The sequence below is a fragment of the Alphaproteobacteria bacterium genome (assembly GCA_039980135.1).
GTDB lineage: Bacteria > Pseudomonadota > Alphaproteobacteria > UBA6615 > UBA6615 > UBA8079.
Map to the genome: position 1 here is coordinate 43,860 of JBDXCV010000004.1, position 14,772 is coordinate 58,631.

9 protein-coding genes are annotated in these 14,772 nt (G+C 61.8%); 4 read left to right on the forward strand and 5 right to left on the reverse strand.

Features of this window, described 5'->3' with window-relative positions:
• The first annotated feature begins 69 nt into the window (after positions 1–69).
• The 3 genes from ABJ363_07810 (at position 70) to prfB (ending at position 4,972) form a co-directional block, all read left to right on the forward strand.
• On the forward strand, positions 70–1,224 hold the full coding sequence (locus tag ABJ363_07810) for an N-acetylmuramoyl-L-alanine amidase (protein MEP4378893.1): 1,155 nt from the start codon (positions 70–72) through the stop codon (positions 1,222–1,224).
• A gap of 101 nt (positions 1,225–1,325) precedes the next feature.
• Positions 1,326–3,740, forward strand: coding sequence for a penicillin-binding protein 1A (locus ABJ363_07815; protein ID MEP4378894.1), 2,415 nt, complete (start codon positions 1,326–1,328; stop codon positions 3,738–3,740).
• Between the two features lie 85 nt (positions 3,741–3,825).
• A protein-coding gene (gene prfB / locus ABJ363_07820) for a peptide chain release factor 2 (protein ID MEP4378895.1) occupies positions 3,826–4,972 on the forward strand; the annotation gives its coding sequence in 2 pieces (ribosomal slippage) (positions 3,826–3,894 and positions 3,896–4,972; 1,146 coding nt in all).
• On the opposite strand, the gene ABJ363_07825 is transcribed toward prfB, so the two are convergent.
• Genes ABJ363_07825 through ABJ363_07840 form a run of 4 tightly spaced genes read right to left on the reverse strand, consistent with a single transcriptional unit; the run spans position 4,969 to position 10,241 of the window.
• Positions 4,969–5,922, reverse strand: coding sequence for a DMT family transporter (locus ABJ363_07825; GenBank protein ID MEP4378896.1), 954 nt, complete (start codon positions 5,920–5,922; stop codon positions 4,969–4,971). The genes prfB and ABJ363_07825 overlap by 4 nt on opposite strands.
• Before the next feature lie 7 nt (positions 5,923–5,929).
• Positions 5,930–6,778, reverse strand: coding sequence for a ferritin-like domain-containing protein (locus tag ABJ363_07830; GenBank protein ID MEP4378897.1), 849 nt, complete (start codon positions 6,776–6,778; stop codon positions 5,930–5,932).
• The gene (bcp, locus tag ABJ363_07835) at positions 6,775–7,239 is read right to left on the reverse strand and encodes a thioredoxin-dependent thiol peroxidase (protein ID MEP4378898.1); all 465 of its coding nucleotides are present in this window, start codon (positions 7,237–7,239) and stop codon (positions 6,775–6,777) included. Before bcp ends, ABJ363_07830 begins: the two co-directional genes overlap by 4 nt.
• On the reverse strand, positions 7,239–10,241 hold the full coding sequence (locus ABJ363_07840; protein ID MEP4378899.1) for a bifunctional [glutamine synthetase] adenylyltransferase/[glutamine synthetase]-adenylyl-L-tyrosine phosphorylase: 3,003 nt from the start codon (positions 10,239–10,241) through the stop codon (positions 7,239–7,241). Before ABJ363_07840 ends, bcp begins: the two co-directional genes overlap by 1 nt.
• Positions 10,242–10,399: 158 nt before the next feature.
• On the opposite strand from ABJ363_07840, the gene ABJ363_07845 reads away from it, so the two are divergent.
• A complete protein-coding gene (locus tag ABJ363_07845; GenBank protein ID MEP4378900.1) occupies positions 10,400–13,495 on the forward strand; it encodes an AsmA-like C-terminal domain-containing protein in 3,096 nt (1,031 codons plus the stop codon).
• Positions 13,496–13,511: 16 nt separating this feature from the next.
• On the opposite strand, the gene tyrS is transcribed toward ABJ363_07845, so the two are convergent.
• Positions 13,512–14,765: a tyrosine--tRNA ligase gene (gene tyrS, locus ABJ363_07850; protein ID MEP4378901.1), complete on the reverse strand. Its 1,254-nt coding sequence runs from the start codon at positions 14,763–14,765 to the stop codon at positions 13,512–13,514.
• Between the last annotated feature and the right edge of the window lie 7 nt (positions 14,766–14,772).

The following is a 14,772-nucleotide window of genomic DNA, read 5'->3' on the forward strand; positions in this document are numbered from 1 at the left end:
CTGAAACGCTTATCAAGTTGCGCCAAGCGCGGGCGAATCCTCATAGGGGGGCTGGCGATCATTTTTGCCATGGTCGCGGCGCCCGGTATTGCGGGCGCGCAGGATTTGAAAGTACAGGACATCCGGATCGGCGTTCATGCCGCCTCAACGCGTTTCGTCGTGGAACTGAGCGACCGCGTGGAACCGCGCGTGTTCGGTCTCCCCGACCCGTTCCGGGTTGTGATCGACCTTCCCGAGGTTGATTTCGACTTGCCCGAGGAGCGGATCGGCGACGGTGCGGGCTTGATCTCGAAGCTCCGGTATGGTCTTTTCCGGCCGGGCACAAGTCGGTTCGTTCTGGACCTGACATCCCCTTCCAAGGTCACAAAACAATTCATTCTGAAGCCGGACGGCGGCAAACCATGGCGACTGGTGCTCGACATCGCGCCAACCAGCCGGGCCGACTTCATTGCCTCGATGCGTCCCAGCGCGGACGACAATCCGAACCCTGTAACGGCTGTGCCTGTGCCTTCGACCCCTCGGCAGAATGCGCGGCCGGTTGTCGTTGTCGATGCAGGTCACGGCGGCGTCGACCCCGGTGCGATCGGGGTTTCGGGTGTGTATGAAAAGAAGATTGCGCTGGATTACGCGCGTGAAGTCGTGCGTTTGCTGAAGGCGAGCGGCAAGTACGAAGTGGTGATGACACGCAACCGGGATATTTTCCTGCCGCTGCGCGAAAGGGTCCGGATTTCACGAGCGGCCGGTGCCGATCTGTTCTTGTCGATGCATGCGAACACCCATCCGAAGCGTTCAACCCGCGGATTTTCGGTATACACGCTGTCGGACAGGGCCTCGGACAAGGAAGCGGCCGCACTGGCGGCACTCGAAAACAAGTCGGATGTAATCGGCGGCGTTAATCTGGGTAATTACAGCGACGACGTTCAAAACATCCTGATCGATTTTGCCCAGGCCAAGACCAACGAACTGTCGGTCAAGTTCGCCCGCGATATTCTGGTCGGGCAGGTCAAAACCAGCGCTTCACTGTTGACCCGCCCGTGGCGGTCGGCCGGGTTCGCAGTGTTGAAAGCGCCTGACGTTCCCTCGGTCCTCGTTGAGTTGGGCTATATATCCAATGCACGTGAGGAGCGCCTGCTCGTCACGCCGAAACATCGTCGAAAACTATCCGCCGCGATCGTTGAGGCCGTGGATGTTTATTTTGAAACCACGCAAAGCGCGGCGCTGTAGGCGTCCCACAATCCGACACCGCCACAATCCCCCCACATTTTGATGCTTATCCAGCGGCCATGCTCGTCTATGCTCGGGCGCGAATAAATTTGGAATACCGAATGCTTCGTTGGTTGGGATTTCTTGCAGGTCTGGCTCTCGTCGGCGCGTTGCTGCTGGTCGGTGGCGTGCTTTGGGTGTTCTGGGAGTATGGTCGGGATCTGCCGGATTATACGCAGCTGGCCGATTATCAGCCGCCGGTCACCACGCGTGTCCATGCCGGTGACGGCAGCCTGTTGGCCGAATACGCGGTCCAGCGGCGGGTTTTCGTACCGGTTTCGTCGATGCCGACGTTGGTCAAAGAGGCTTTTCTTTCCGCGGAAGACAAGAATTTTTACAAACATCCGGGCGTCGACGTGACGGGCGTGATGCGCGCCGTCGTATCGAACGTCCGCAATCTGGGCTCCGGCCGTCGTCCCGAGGGGGCATCCACGATCACCCAGCAGGTTGCGCAGAATTTCCTGCTGACCAAGGAAGTCTCGCTTGACCGTAAGGTTCGTGAAGCGATCCTTTCGTTTCGGATGGAGCGCGCATTCTCGAAGGAAGAGATTCTCGAGCTCTACCTGAATGAGATATATCTCGGCTTCGGAGCCTACGGCGTGGCGTCGGCGGCGCTGAACTATTTCGGCAAACCCCTCGACCAGCTCACTGTGGACGAGGCGGCATTCCTGGCGGCGTTGCCGAAGGCACCAAACAACTACCACCCGATCCGCAAGAACGCGGCGGCGGTCGCGCGGCGCAATTATGTGCTGGGTCGCATGGCCGAAGATGGCGCCATCTCGCCGGGTGAGGCGGAAGAGCTTCGCCAACGCCCGATCACTGTCATCCGCAATGACGACACGGCGTTGGTGGAGGCCCCCTATTTTGCGGAAGAAGTGCGGCGCGAACTGGTTGACCGGTTTGGGGATGGTGCGCTGTACGAGGGCGGCCTGTCGGTGCGCACGACGCTGGACCCGCGCCTGCAACGCATCGCCCAACTTACCCTGCGCGACGGATTGATCGCGTATGACCGCCGGCACGGCTGGCGCGGGCCCGTTTCCCGCCTCGCGGATCCCGCCGCATGGCAGGCCGCGTTGCCGAAGATCGAGCATCCGGCAGGCTCCGGCGATTGGCAACTGGCTGCCGTGGTCGCAGTGGACGCCGCACAAGCCTCGATCGGGTTTGTCGACGGGTCGATGGGGACGGTGCCGCTCAGCGAGCTGCGTTGGGCGCGCGCCTGGCTGCCGGACCAGAAACGCGGCCCGTCGGTCAAGGCGGCAGATGAAGTGCTGGCGCCGGGCGATGTGGTGCTGGTTTCAGCCGTCACGGAGAATTCGGAGGCCGAGCCATACCCCGCGGGTACGTTCCGTCTTGAGCAAATCCCGGAAATCAATGGTGCGGTTGTGGCGCTCGATCCGCATACCGGTCGCATCCTTGCGATGACCGGCGGGCTCGATTTTCGGGCCAGCGAGTTCAACCGCGCGACCCAGGCGTGGCGCCAGCCCGGCTCGGCATTCAAGCCGGTGGTCTATATGGCGGCGCTGGACAGCGGGTTCACGCCGTCGACGCGTATCCTCGATGCACCCTTCGTGATCGATCAGGGCCCGGGGCAGGGCAAGTGGAAACCGGCCAACTACACCAACAAGTTCTACGGGCCGAGTCCGATGCGCCTCGGGATTGAGAAGTCCCGCAACCTCATGACCGTGCGCCTGGCGCAGACAATCGGGATGGAGCAGGTGGCGAGCTATGCGGAGCGGCTGAAGGTGGTCGATCACCTGCCGCGTCAGCTCAGCATGTCGATTGGCGCGGGAGAGACGACATTGATGCGCCTGGTCGCCGCCTACGCGACGGTCGTCAATGGCGGCAAGCAAATCACGCCGACCCTGATCGACCGGATACAGGATCGGAACGGCACCACCACGTTCCGCCATGACCAGCGCCCTTGTGCAACCTGCACCGTCGAGGCATGGGCCGACCAGCCACCGCCGAGTTTGCCCGACCCCCGTGAACGGTTGATCCAACCGGGCACGGCGTACCAGATGGTATCGATGCTGAAAGGGGTCGTGGACCGCGGGACCGGCCGGCGTATCGGCCAACTGAAACTGCCGCTCGCAGGCAAGACAGGCACGTCGAATGATTCGCTCGACACATGGTTCATCGGGTTCTCGCCCGACCTCGCGGTCGGGGTTTTCGTCGGGTTTGATACGCCGCGAACGCTGGGGCCGCGCGAGACCGGCTCGTCCGTGCCAGCGCCGATCTTCAAGGACTTCATGGCGCGCGCACTCGAAGGCAAGCCCGTCATCCCGTTCCGCGTCCCGCCGGATATCCGTCTTGTGCGTGTGAACCCCGAAACCGGCCTGGTGGCGCTGCCGGGCGAGCGGGCAACAATTCTGGAAGCGTTCAAACCGGGCACCGAGCCGCGCAAGTTCGGCTCGATTGTCGGTGAGGATCTGGGGCGCGGCGTGAACGCGGGCGGTCCGCGGCGCGGTATTTACTGACTGCGCTATTGACCCGTGTGGCGCGAACGCTAGGCTTCGCGAAACAAAATCGCCGGACCCGGCAACCGTCTCAGTGGAACTTGGAATGCGCGCAGAAATCAGTCATCTGATCGAGGGAATCAACTCGTCTCTGGACCTCATGCGGAGGCATCTTTGACTGGGACAACGCACTTGCACGCCTCGAGGAACTGAACGCGGAAGCCGAAGACCCGGGGCTTTGGGACGATCAGGAGCGGGCGCAGAAAACCCTGCGTGACCGCACAAGACTTGAGAAGGCCATTGAGGAGGTGCGCGGGCTCGAGCAGGAGCTCGACGACGCGGCGACCCTGATTGAGCTTGGCGAGACCGAAGGAGACGGCGATGTGGTCGCCGAGGGTGAAGCCGTCATCGAGGCTTTGCAGCGGCGCGCCGAAAAGCTCGAGCTGGAGAGCCTCCTGTCCGGCGAGGCCGACGGCAATGATTGCTATATGGAAATCAATGCCGGCGCCGGCGGGACCGAATCCCAGGACTGGGCCGAGATGTTGGTGCGTATGTATCTGCGTTGGGCCGAGGCACATGACTATAAGGTCGAATGGATTGAAGAGAGTGCCGGGGAGGAAGCCGGCCTCAAATCCGCGACGTTCCGGATTGCCGGTCCCAACGCCTATGGCTGGTTGAAGACCGAATCCGGGGTGCACCGTCTGGTGCGAATTTCGCCGTTCGACAGTCAGTCGCGCCGGCATACCAGCTTTGCCTCGGCCTGGGTCTATCCGGTGATCGACGACGCGATCGAGATCGAGATCGAGGACAAGGACCTGCGCGTCGATACCTATCGCGCATCGGGTGCCGGCGGCCAGCATGTGAACAAGACCGACAGCGCTGTCCGGCTTACCCATCTGCCCACGGGCATCGTGGTGCAGTGCCAGAATGATCGCTCACAGCATCGCAATCGGGCGCAGGCGATGGCCATGATGCGCGCGCGCCTTTACGAGCATGAAATGCAGAAACGCGAGGAAGAGGCGCAGGCCGAACAGGATACGAAGACCGATATCGGCTGGGGTCATCAAATCCGGTCCTACGTGTTGCACCCGTACCAGATGGTCAAGGATCTGCGCACGAATGTGGAATCGGGGAATGCCCAGGCGGTACTCGACGGTGACATCGACAAGTATCTGGAGGCCTCGTTGGCGGCCCAGCTCGGCAAGGGAGAAGGTGCGGACGAGAACGCTGGCGATGACGCCGACGCTGGCTAGGCGTCGCGCTTCTTGTCCCGCCGCGTGGACAGGAAAATGCCGGGCAGAATCAGGGCCGCACCGGCGAAGTGATAGGGCTCCAGGGTCTCGCCCAGCAGGATCCAACCGAATAACGCCGCATAGCTAGGTGCGAGGTACAGGATGAGACCCGTCGATCCGGCGCCCAGCGAGCGCTGAATGCGCGCATAACCCAGGTAGGCGGCAAGCCCGGGAACAATTGCGACAATCAAAACCGCGGCGATGGTTTCGACATTCATCGTCGGGACGACCCCCTGCACCGTCTCTGCAATATAAAATGGCAACAGGGCCAGTGCGCCAAACAGCATTGTTGCGGAGAATCTGATCCGGTTGGGCAACGTTCCCGGGCGGTGGCGGAGCATGACCGAGTAGATGGCCCAGGCGAGCGCCGAACACACGATCCACAAGTCGCCGGGGACGAAGTTGAAGGAGCGCAGCGCGGAGAAGTCTCCGCGGAACAGGATAATCAGAACGCCGAACAGCGAAATAAAAATGCCCGCTGCCTTTCCGCGGCCCATCGGTTCGCCATACATGAGGGTGGATGCCCCGGCGATGATGATCGGTGCCGCGCCGAAAATCAGTCCGATGTTCGTCGCACTGGTCGTATCTGCGCCGATATAGACGAAGGCACCGCAGATCCCCATGCCGAGTATGCCCAGCACGAGCAGGTCTCGCCATTCCACGGCAATGGCGGCCCGATGGCGCCAGAAGTCAGGGCCGACAACCGGCAGGAAAATCAGGAATGCGAGCATCCAGCGCCAGTAGGCCAGCGCGAACGGCGGCACGCTGTCGTTGACGGCGCGTGCGACGATGATGTTGGTCGTGAACAGGGCGGGGACGATGAAGAGCATGATCATCGCCAGCGAGCGTTCGCGCTGCTGGGCAGCGTCGCCGGTTCCACCTGCCGCAGGACCGTTTGTAGGCGCGCTCACGTGGCCGTCACGGTGTGGGTGCCATCAGGTACCAGTCCTGGGGCATGCCGGCGGCGTCGCGGGCCTCGATGTTGAAGGGTGGCTTGAGCGGGCCACGAAAATGACGCGCCACCAGATCGCGCCAGTGGCCCTGTGGCGCCAGTCCGCGCCGCGCGCATTCAAACTCGAACCAGCGCTGACCGATCTCGACATGCCCGATTTCGTCACGGTAGATGATTTCGAGCAAATCTGCGGTTGCATCATCGTCCACGGTTCGCAGCTTCGCGATCATCATCGGGGTCACATCGAGGCCGCGGGCTTCCAGCACCAGCGGCACCACCGCCAGCCGCGCCGCCAGATCATGGCGGGTCTCGATCGCGGAATCCCAGAGGCCGTCATGGGCAGGTAGATCGCCATACACTGCGTCGAAATCCGTCAGACGGTCGGCGAGCAACCCGAAATGCCTGGCTTCCTCTTCCGCGACCCGAACCCAGTCGTCATAGAAAGCGCGCGGCAGACTGCGCCCGGAGAAGCGCGCGATGATGTCCCAGGCCAGATCGATGGCATTGAGTTCGATATGGGCAAGCGCGTGAATCTGCGCAATCCGGCCGGCTGTCCCGCGGTTGATCTTTCGCCGCGGTACGTCGGCGGGTGGCAGCAAGTCGGGTTTGGCCGGGCGCGCCGGGCGCTCGGGCGGCGTTGTGTCGCCGACCATGGCGATCCTGCCGTCGCGCCACCGTGCCGCGAACGCCGCTGTTGCGGCGCATTTCTCCCGCGCATCTGCCGTGCGCAGCACCGCATTGGCGGCCTGGGCGAGGGAGGTCGCGCCGCCCTCTGCCTCGGGTGCCGGTAGTGTGGTTTCCGCAATGCTGGTCAAAGCGCTTTCACGGCGGCGAGCACATCTTCCGCGTGCCCCTTTACCTTGACCTTGCGCCAGATTTTTTGAACCACACCCTTGCCGTCGATCAGGAAAGTCGCGCGTTCGATGCCCATGAACTTGCGCCCGTACATGTTTTTTTCGACCCAGACTCCGTATCGCTCACACACATCGCCGTCTTCATCGCTGGCGAGTAAAAAGGGCAGATCATGCTTTGCCTTGAAGTTGTCGTGTCGCTTCACGCTGTCCTTGGAGACCCCGACGATTTCCGCATCGATCTTCGAGAAATCCGGTGTCAGGTCGCGAAAATCACATGCTTCGGTGGTGCAGCCGGGAGTCGAATCCTTGGGGTAAAAATAGAGAATGACCGGGCGGCCCTTCAGGTCCTTCAGGGCAACTTTGCCGTCACCGTCCGTTGGCATCGAAAATGCGGGCGCCTTGCCGCCTTCTTTCACACTCATTATTCAGTCTCTCCGTTTGATTGGCTGATCTGCATGTCTTTGATGGCTTTGGCAGGGTCGGCGATGATGGCGTTGAAGTGAATATAGGTCCGTTGCGCGGTTTCGCGCACCAGTGCGTCGAGCGTTTCATAGTTCTCCACGCCGGCTGCGTTCGCCAGTTGCTGCTCGAGTGCGCGTGGAAAGGTTTCCGGGTCGTGTTTGCCTTCGAGCGTGAGACGAAGCAGGCCCTGAATCCGCCGCCAGAGGCTTGTCGCCGCGATGAGTTCTTCGGCGGCATCCGGAGCAAGAAATCCGGAATCGCGTAGTTTCGCAAACGCCGTCGTCGTGCCGGTGTCGAGAATTTCGGGGTTCTCATGTGCGTGACGGAGCTGAAGATACTGGGCGATAAATTCACAATCGACCAGTCCGCCACGCACATGCTTGACGCTCCAGGGGTTTTCGGTGCCGTTTTCCTTTGCCATCCGTTCCCGCATTTCCGCGACGGCGACGAGGAGATCGTCGGCCGGGCGTTCGATCGCGAGCGCGGTGTGCAATTCCGCTTCGATCCGTTTCTTGAAATCGGGGTCGGCGCAGACGACGCGCGCGCGGGTCAGCGCCAGATGCTCCCACGTCCATGCGCTTTCGCGTTGATAGGCGGCGAAGCTTTCGAGACTGATCGACAGCGGCCCTGCGTTGCCCGAAGGGCGCAAACGCATATCGACCTCATACAACCGGCCTTCCCCGGTCAACGCGGTCATGGCGTTGACCACCCGCTGCCCAAGACGCTGATAGTAGTGCGATATCGAAAGGGGCTTGGGTCCATCCGACATGATCGGTGTGTCGTCGGCTGACGCGGGACTGTCGTAGAGGAAGACCAGATCGAGATCCGAGGTGGCAGAGAGTTCGCGGCCTCCCAGCTTTCCCAGCGCGAGGACGGCCAGGCCGCCGCCGGAACATTGACCATGTTGTGCGGCAAACTCCGCGATGATGGGCGGGAGCAAGGCCCGGATAGCCGTGTCGGCAATATCCGAGTAGGCGCGGTCCGCCCGGTCGATATCTGTCTTGTTGCGCAGAATCTGAACGCCGACCTGGAACTTCGCATCATTGACCCAGCGCCGCGCGATGTCGTGAATATCCTGCATGTCGTTGGCCTGGTCCATGCGCTCGGAAAGTTCCGCCGCCATCGCGTCCGCATCGGGCAGGCTGTCAAAGAAATCGGTGGCCAGGACGCCATCGAGGAGGAGCGGGTTCCGGCCGAGCCATTCGGCCATTCGCGGCGCGCCCCCTGTAATATCGGCTACCAGGGTCAGCAGGGACGGGTTTGCCTGAAACAGCGAAAAGAGCTGAACGCCCGAAGGCAAGCCGGCAATAAATTCGTTGAATCGCCGGAATGCGGCGTCCGGGTTTGCCGTGTTCGACAATGCCTCCAGGATCACGGGCATCAGTTCGGTCAGGATTTCACGCGAACGGGTGGTCCGGGTGGCGCGATGTCGCCCGTGGTGCCAGCCGCGAATTGCGGTCGAAATCGTTTCGGGGTCGGAGAAGCCCATGCCGCGCAAAGTGGTCAGCGTATCGGGATGATCCTCTCCGCCGGTGAAGACCAGTGTGCCGCTTCCGCCGAGCGATTCCGATTCTTCGAAGAGTTCGGCGTAGTGATTTTCGACCGTGCGCAAGGTGCGCATCAGTTCCGCCTCGAAGCTCTCACGGTCCGCATAGCCCATGAAAGCCGCGATGTCTTCCAGGTCCTCGGCGCTGTCGGGCAAGCTATGGGTCTGCTGGTCTTCGACCATCTGCAGACGATGCTCGAGCCGCCGCAGATACCGATACGCCCCGATCATGTCTTGCGCGACCTCGGGCGCGACGCGCTCGGCCGTGACAAGGGCTTCGATGGACTTAATCGTGGATGGCGATCGCAGCTCGGGATCGCGGCCGCCCCAGATGAGTTGCTGTGTCTGGGTAAAAAACTCGACTTCGCGAATTCCGCCGCGCCCCAGTTTGACGTTGTGGCCGGCGACGGCGACCGTGCTGCCGCCCTTGTGGGCATGGATTTGCCGCTTGATCGACTGAATATCGTCGATGGCTGCGAAATCCAGATGGCGCCGCCATATAAATGGCTGCAGGGCCTCCAGGAACCGTTCCCCGGCGGCGAGGTCTCCGGCCACGGGCCGCGCCTTGATCATCGCCGCACGCTCCCAGTTCTGTCCCAGACTCTCGTAGTAGGTTTCCGCGGCAAAAGTGGACAGCGCGACCGGTGTGGCGCCCGGGTCCGGGCGCAAACGCAAATCGGTGCGGAAGACATAGCCTTCGCCGGTGCGCTCATCCATCAGCTTGACGAGTTCGCGGGTCATGCGCACCAGAACTTGCTGCATTTTTCCGTCATCCGCAGCGGATACGACATCCGGGTCGTACAGTACGATCAAGTCGATATCGCTGGAATAGTTGAGTTCGAATGCACCGAGTTTTCCCATGCCAAGGACGATGTAGCCGGACTCCGTCTCGGAGGAATCCGGATGGGACAGTTGCAGCCGGCCGCGCGCATGTTCCGCCGTCAGCAAATGACGGATCGCTGTCGAAAGGGCGGCGCCGCAGAACTGGCTCAGCCGTTCCGTGACCGTGGCCAGAGGCCAGATACCTGACAGGTCGGCCAATGCCGTAAGGAGGGCGACGCGCCGCTTTGCGCGACGCAATGCGACGCCGGTATCAGCGAAACTAGCGTGTGGATCGAATGTCGCAAGATCCTGCATTACACTGTCGAAGGCGTGATCGAACCCTTCATTGAAAATCAGCGGAACAAACGCGATATCGCGGACAAGACATTGACCGAGGAAACCGCTGTTTCCGAAGACGCCAGCGAGCAAGCCGTGCATGGCTTGATCGTCGGCAAGATCGTTGGCGATCGCCGAGACGGCAGGGTCATCCGACGCGGCAGCGGCGTCGCGAAAACGCTCCAGTCCCCGTTCCACCTTTTCGGGATCGGCGGGGCGCGGCAACTGGTCGGGATCTGGCGAGAATGCAAAGCTCATGAGGGCCGCTTGATTTTCACGCACACTGCTGTATGGCGTGGGGGACGGTCAAGCGCTCTCGCTTGGCCGCGTCGGGCTTTACGAAAGGTCCCCCATTGATCGTCCGAAGCTCTCGATGGTTGCTGTTGTTTTTCGCCGCCGCCCTTGTTGGATTGGCGATGATCTTCAGCGTTTTGATCTGGCAACTCAGCCGCGGTCCCATCAGCCTCAGTTTTCTGACGCCGCTCATCGAACGCGCATTGGACACGGGGCGCGGCAACGCCAGCATTCGCCTGCACGATACGATTCTGACATGGGCTGCCGACGAGCGAGAACTGGACATCCGTGCCGTCGGGCTGCAGTTCGTCGATTCGAGTGACAGCGTTCGCGCAACGATCCCGGAGATGTCGGTCAAGTTCAGCGGCCGGGCTTTGATGCGGGGCCTCGTGGCGCCGACCAGCCTGGAATTGTTCGGCCCGCGCGTACGGGTCGTCCGCGAAGCCAATGGCGATATCAGCATGGATATCGGCAATAGCCCGCAAGCGGATGGCGGCCCGGCAACATCGCCGGGGTTGATCGAAGAACTTCTGCAAGTGCCCAACCCCGATCTGGCGAGCGGTTATCTGACGCGTGTGGCGGTGCGCAGCGCATTGATCGAGTTCGATGATTTTCAACGCGGAATGCGATTGCGCACGCCGCGCGCGAACGTCGCGCTCGTGCGGGACGCCGAAGGGATTAGTGCCGAGGGGTCCGTTGTATTCGGCGAGTCGGACAAGGCTATTCGCGCCGATCTGTCGGGAATTTACCGCGTCGAGTCCGGTGCGACCGAACTCGGATTAGTGTTTAGCGACGTGGCGCCGGCCACACTGTCGCAGTTCGCGCCGGAACTCGAACCGCTCGCCCAACTCGACACCCTGCTCGAGGGTACGCTGACATTGTCCCTGGATTCCGATTTGGAGCCGTCGGGTATGAGCGTTGACGTGCGCGCAGGCGCGGGCCGGGTCCATCTCGACACAATGTTCGATGAGCCTGTTCCGTTTGATGCCGGAAATTTTCGTGTGCGCTCGGAACGTGGCTTCAATGCGTTCGTGCTTGAGAACGCACATCTCGAAATGGGTTCATCGACCATTTTGCTGAATGGCACCGCGCGTCATGTGCTCGATCAGTGGAACTTGGGCGTCATCGCCGAGGTGCGCAGCCTTCCGGTCAACTCGATCGAGACCTATTGGCCGGCGGAGGTCGAGCCCAACGTGCGTTCCTGGGTTACCGAAAATCTGAGAGACGGGCATGTCGACAGCGCCGTTTTGCGCGTACGTGCAAAGGTCCCGGAGGCGGCGCCGGCCGATGCCGAGGTTCTGGATTTTGACGGCGAAATACGGTTTCGGGGCACGGCCGTGCACTACCTGCGACCCTTGCCGCCCGTGCGCGATGTGTTCGGCGTCGCACGCTTCGACACACGAGCTTTCAATATTGATCTCGGTGGTGGAACGCTGCGCGATCTCGTGGCCGAGTCCGGCAGGGTCGAGATCCTGGGTCTTGATGGCCCGCCCCGGGGCGAAAGCATCAAGATCGAGGTGACGATCTCCGGACCCGTGCGCGATGCATTGGAAATTCTGGATGCGGAGCCGCTTGGCTTCATCTCGGGATTCGGGCTTGATCCCGGGCGCACCAGCGGCAGTCACCGGACGAACGCCGTTTTCGCCTTTCCGCTTCTCGATGATGTCCTGATAGATCAGATTGCCGTCGCGACGGCGTCGCGGTTGGTGGAATTCGGTGCCGAGGATGCCGTGTTCGAGTTGCCGGTCACCGAAGGCGATTTGACGCTGAATGTGAATCGCGACGGGATGGAAGTCAGCGGCACCGCCGCGATCGGTCGTGTGCCGGTTGGTCTGACCTGGAGCGAACGCTTCGAAGAAGGGGATACCGTTCGCACCCGTTACAAGGTGCGGGCCAATCTCGACGATGCGGCCCGTGCCGAGTTGGGATTGGACGGCATTCCGTTCGTGTCCGGCCCGGCGGGGCTGGGGCTGACATACGCCATTGGCTGGGACGGCACGGCGGTCGGGGCGGCTGAAATTGATCTCACCGACGTAACGGTGGATCTGGATCCATTCGGTTGGATGAAGCTGCCGGGAGAAGAGGGGCGGGCGTTTGTCCGGTTCCTGGTGCAGGACCAGGTGCTGACCTCCATGCCCGAGCTTTCGGTGCGTGCAGGCGATCTGGAAATCGATGGCGCGGGTCTTTTCAGACAGGGCGGCGACGGCCCGGAATTGCAGCGATTGACGCTTGAGCGCCTGGTCTTCGGCGAGACGGATGCTTTCGTGAATATCGAGTTGCCCGACGGCGTGCCGCAGGTCATTTCGGTGGGTGGTGCCGCGCTTGATCTGCGCCCTGTCATGGAAGGCCTGTTCGAGGAATCGGAAGAAAGCGATGACGACGAAGCGATGCGGATCGTGATCAGTGAACAATCGCCAGTCGGCGAAATTCGCCTCGGCGAAGAAACACGATTACTGGGCGCCTTCGGCACGTTCTTCAATGACGGCACTGACTGGAACGATGTTGACCTGCGTGCGCGGCTTTCGCAGGGCGGACGCATATTTCTGCGGGTCGAACCATTGGATGGTGTGCGGCGCCTGAACTTCGAATCCGACGATGCCGGTGGCGTTTTGAGTGCGCTGGACTGGATCGATACAATTCGTGGCGGCGAGATGCGCGTGCAGGGACAGATGTCCGGCTCGGGCGATGAAGAAGTAATCACCGGCCAACTGGACATGCAGAACTTTCTGCTCACGGAGGGCCCGGTGGGCGCCCAGATCCTGGCACTCACGTCATTTTCGGGGATCGCCGATGTGCTCGGCGGGCAGGGGCTCACATTCCGGCGGGTCGAAGTTCCGTTCACGCTCACGGACAGCGAAATCATCATCAAGGAAGGTAAGGCGCGCGGCGCGGATATCGGCATTCTGGCAAGCGGCCGGATCGACCGGGTAACCGACCAGCTGGAGTTGACGGGAGAAATTGCGCCGGCCTACACCCTGAATTCTCTGCTCGCGAACATTCCGTTGATCGGGACTGTGTTGTCCGGCGGGGCGGACGGCATTTTCGCGGCGACGTTCCGGGTCAGCGGCTCGATAGACGATCCCGACGTATCGGTGAATCCCCTGTCGGTGCTGACGCCGGGATTTGTGCGCCGTTTGCTGACGGGCTTCGGCCGTGAGGATGGCCCCGGGGCGGGCAACGACGAAGAACTCGAGCCGTCCGCCGACGAAGGCGGTTGATGCGCGCGACTGGGTTCTAAACCGGGCGGACCAGCGCGTGGCGCTTCTTGCCCGCCGAAAGCTTGATCACCCCGTCCGGATTGATGGCATCGACGCCGACTTCATGGGTTTCCGCGTTAATGGCGACGTCGTTGATGCGTGCGCCACCGCCCTTGATGAGCCGCCGCGCTTCACTGTTTGACGATGCCAGACCCGCGCGGGCCATCAGTGCAAAAAGTGCGATCCCGGCTTCGAGTTCGCTGCGCGGCAGGTCGGTCGTCGGAAGTCCCTCTGCCGTCACGCCCGATTCGAATGTTTGCTCCGACGTCTGCGCTGCGCGATCAGCCGCGTCCGCGCCGTGCAGCATGCGGGTGGCAGCATCGGCGAGGATTTTCTTTGCCTCGTTGATTTCTGCACCTTCGAGCGCCTCCAGGCGGGCGATTTCGTCGAGCGGCAAGTCGGTGAACAGCTTCAGGAACCGACCGACATCGGCGTCCTCGGTGTTTCGCCAGAACTGCCAATAGTCATATGGCGCGAACTTGTCCGCCTTGAGCCAGACCGCCCCCTCGGCCGTCTTGCCCATCTTCGCGCCGGACGCCGTCGTGATCAGCGGTGTGGTCAGTCCGTAAAGTTCCTTTTCGGCAATCCGCCGGCCGAGATCGATCCCGTTGACGATGTTGCCCCACTGGTCCGAGCCGCCCATCTGCAGGGCACAATCATGCCGCCGGGCCAACTCGACAAAGTCATAGGCCTGCAGGATCATGTAGTTGAATTCGAGGAAGGTCAGCGGTTGCTCGCGATCGAGGCGCATTTTGACGGAATCGAAAGTCAGCATCCGGTTGATGGTGAAATGGCGACCGATCTCGCGCAGCAGCGGGATGTATTCGAGGGCGTCGAGCCAGTCGGCGTTGTTGACCATGATCGCATCGGCGGCACCGTCGCCGAAGGAGACGAAGCTGTCGAAGGTCTGCCGGATCGACGCAATGTTCGCGGCGATCTTTTCGTCGGTCAGAAGCTGGCGGGCTTCGTCCTTACCGGACGGGTCACCGATTTTCGTGGTGCCGCCGCCCATCAGGACGATCGGGCGATGGCCGGTCGCCTGCAACCAATGCAGCATCATGATCGATACGAGGTTGCCGATATGCAGGCTGTCGGCGGTCGCGTCATAGCCGACATAGGCCGTAATGATGCCTTCCGACGCACGCTTGTCGAGGGCATCGAGGTCCGTGCATTGATGCAGGTAACCGCGTTCGGTCAGGGTCTGGATAAAGTCTGATTTATAGTCGGGCATGTCTTCT

Excerpts from the sequence above, each read along its gene's own strand:
- ABJ363_07810 (MEP4378893.1), top strand. The coding sequence starts at position 70 with ATGGTCGCGGCGCCCGGTATTGCGGGCGCGCAGGATTTGAAAGTACAG.
- tyrS (MEP4378901.1), bottom strand. The coding sequence starts at position 14,765 with ATGCCCGACTATAAATCAGACTTTATCCAGACCCTGACCGAACGCGGT.
- bcp (MEP4378898.1), bottom strand. The coding sequence starts at position 7,239 with ATGAGTGTGAAAGAAGGCGGCAAGGCGCCCGCATTTTCGATGCCAACG.
- ABJ363_07840 (MEP4378899.1), bottom strand. The coding sequence starts at position 10,241 with ATGAGCTTTGCATTCTCGCCAGATCCCGACCAGTTGCCGCGCCCCGCC.
- ABJ363_07845 (MEP4378900.1), top strand. The coding sequence starts at position 10,400 with ATGATCTTCAGCGTTTTGATCTGGCAACTCAGCCGCGGTCCCATCAGC.
- ABJ363_07815 (MEP4378894.1), top strand. The coding sequence starts at position 1,326 with ATGCTTCGTTGGTTGGGATTTCTTGCAGGTCTGGCTCTCGTCGGCGCG.